3 protein-coding genes are annotated in these 2,351 nt (G+C 38.1%); 2 read left to right on the top strand and 1 reads right to left on the bottom strand.

The genetic code is table 11. The features are described from left to right. Nucleotides 1-363, bottom strand: a 363-nt coding sequence (locus AC1DPQ_RS25030; RefSeq protein ID WP_477611217.1) for a class II fructose-bisphosphate aldolase, incomplete at its 3' end; no start/stop codon positions are given. Nucleotides 364-683: 320 nt separating this feature from the next. Between AC1DPQ_RS25030 and accD the strand changes: the two genes are divergently transcribed. Together accD and AC1DPQ_RS25020 are read left to right on the top strand one after the other, a co-directional pair. Beyond that, nucleotides 684-1,529 (top strand): acetyl-CoA carboxylase, carboxyltransferase subunit beta, encoded by an 846-nt coding sequence (gene accD / locus AC1DPQ_RS25025; protein WP_477585537.1) that lies wholly within the window; start codon nt 684-686, stop codon nt 1,527-1,529. Between the two features lie 550 nt (nt 1,530-2,079). Next, a partial coding sequence (locus AC1DPQ_RS25020; protein WP_477611216.1) for a YciI family protein occupies nt 2,080-2,351 on the top strand: 272 nt, incomplete at its 3' end.

Here is a 2,351-nt window from a genome sequence, read left to right as displayed (position 1 = left end):
GTCTAAAAGTCCATCAATCCAAGGCAATAATTTTTTAGCGGCGTGGTCGGTATGTAAAACCACAGCAACACCATAATGCTCTGCCAATAAATGTACATGTTTAGCTGCCGATACAGCACCTAAAATACATGCTTGCAATTTCTCATTATCTAAAGATTTGCCTGCATAAAACTGTGCACCTCCATTAGATAGTTGAATCATAACAGGCGAATTTACTGCCTTAGCAGTTTCCAATACCGCATTAACCGTATTTGTACCGGTTACGTTAACTGCTGGTAAAGCAAACTGATGTTTTTTAGCCTGCTCAAACAATTCTTGAACGGCATCTCCGTAAATTACGCCTTTGTAGCCTTTTAAACTCATTTCTTGTTAATTTTATTAAGTCCGAAGTTATAAAAAAAAATAACATTCCAAGCTTTTCTAACAACAGAATTATTTGCCTAACAGCAAAATAAGGCCTATTTAGTGTAAAAAACACATTATCCTTAGTGTAAAAAAGACACACTTAAGTTTACAATTAGCAGTTAACAGTAGCCCGAGCCGAGTTTTCAATTACCTATCCAACGCTTGCATTATTGCCAATCGACTATCAACCAACTCACCATTGACTATTTTTACATCTAATAAGGGTCGACTTTATTTTATTTTTCGTTTCTTTGCAATCCAATTCTTCAAAAAATTATATGGCTTGGTTTAAGAGAGAAAAAAAAGGTATCATCACCACAACAGAGGAGAAAAAAGAAGCACCAGATGGTTTGTGGAATAAATGTCCAAATTGTAAAAAACCGCTACATCAGGCAGAACTTCAGGAAAACAAATACGTTTGTCATTACTGCGATTACCACCTGAGAGTAGGCTCAAAAGAATATTTCGAGGTTTTATTTGATAATAACGAGTTTAAAGAGCTGTTCCCTAACTTAACATCAGGCGACCCTTTAAATTTTAACGATAACAAACCTTACACCGATAGAATTAAAGAAAGCCAGGCTAAAACAGGCTTAAAAGACGCTATTCGTGCCGGTGTCGGTAAAATCGAAGGACAAGACCTCGTAATTGCCTGTATGGATTTTGCTTTTATCGGCGGTTCGATGGGTTCAGTTGTGGGCGAAAAAATTGCAAGATCGATCGATTATAGCATTAAACATAAAGTTCCGTTCCTGATGATCTCAAAATCAGGGGGTGCACGTATGATGGAAGCCGCATTTTCATTAATGCAAATGGCCAAAACATCAGCCAAACTCGCCTTATTAGGTCAGGCTAAAGTTCCATATATCTCTTTATTAACCGATCCAACTACAGGTGGTGTAACTGCATCATACGCCATGTTAGGCGATATTAATATTGCAGAACCAGGCGCACTGATCGGCTTTGCTGGTCCGCGGGTAATTAAAGAAACCATTAAAAAAGATTTACCGAAAGGTTTCCAAACTTCAGAATTCGTTCTTGAACACGGTTTCCTCGATTTCATTGTAGATAGAAGAGCCATGAAAGCTAAATTAGGTGCTTTTATTAAAATGATGCACAACTAGCTGGTTCAATAGTTCATTAGCCATTAGTTCATTGGTCTGGGTGCAAAAAAATAAATTCATAATATTTAGAAAAGCAGGATTTGAATAAATCGGTGAATTCAGTCCTGCTTTTCGTTTCAAGTCCTCGCTACACTGCGGGCTTTTCACTTCAATCAGGTTTAGTTAATATGGGCCGGTGGTTCTTTGCTATGGCAGTTCCTAACAGGTGCATTAAGTTATGTAGGCGCAAACTTTAAAATCGCCACAATCTTTCAGAAGAACGCATCCGGCATCAGAAGATTTGGAAGCAAGTGCAAATAAATCTTTGTTGCAGTTCATTTCAATAAGCACTGAACAAGAAATCCTACGAGTGCAGCGGAAACAAACAAAAACCACTATCCTTCACACGGCTTAGGATTGCGCCTAAAGATTTATTTAGGATTTGCGACAAAGGTTCGCAAGCCTTGATTTTTGCTCCACTTTTTATCAAGAAAAAGTGGAAAGCCCGTCTGGCTAAGACAAAAACACCGCAATTTTTCTTATTTTTAAACTAACCAAACCATAAACTAAAATGAAAAAGTTATTCCTGTTAATCTCCCTAATCACCGTTACGATCGCTATACAAGCGCAGGAGAAAAAAGCTAAAGCCCCTTATGATGAAGCCTTGGCTAAAAAGCTTGGTGCCGACAACTATGGCATGAAAATGTATGTGCTGGTTATTCTTAAATCAGGTACGAATACCACAGAAACCAAAGCCAAAACAGATAGTTTATTTGCCGGACATATGGCAAACATGGGTAAAATGGTCGATATGCAAAAACTCGTAGTTGCTGGTCCGATGGG

Source organism: Pedobacter sp. 01T416_2, assembly GCF_056398925.1.
This window is presented reverse-complemented; position numbering and strand designations above follow the sequence as displayed.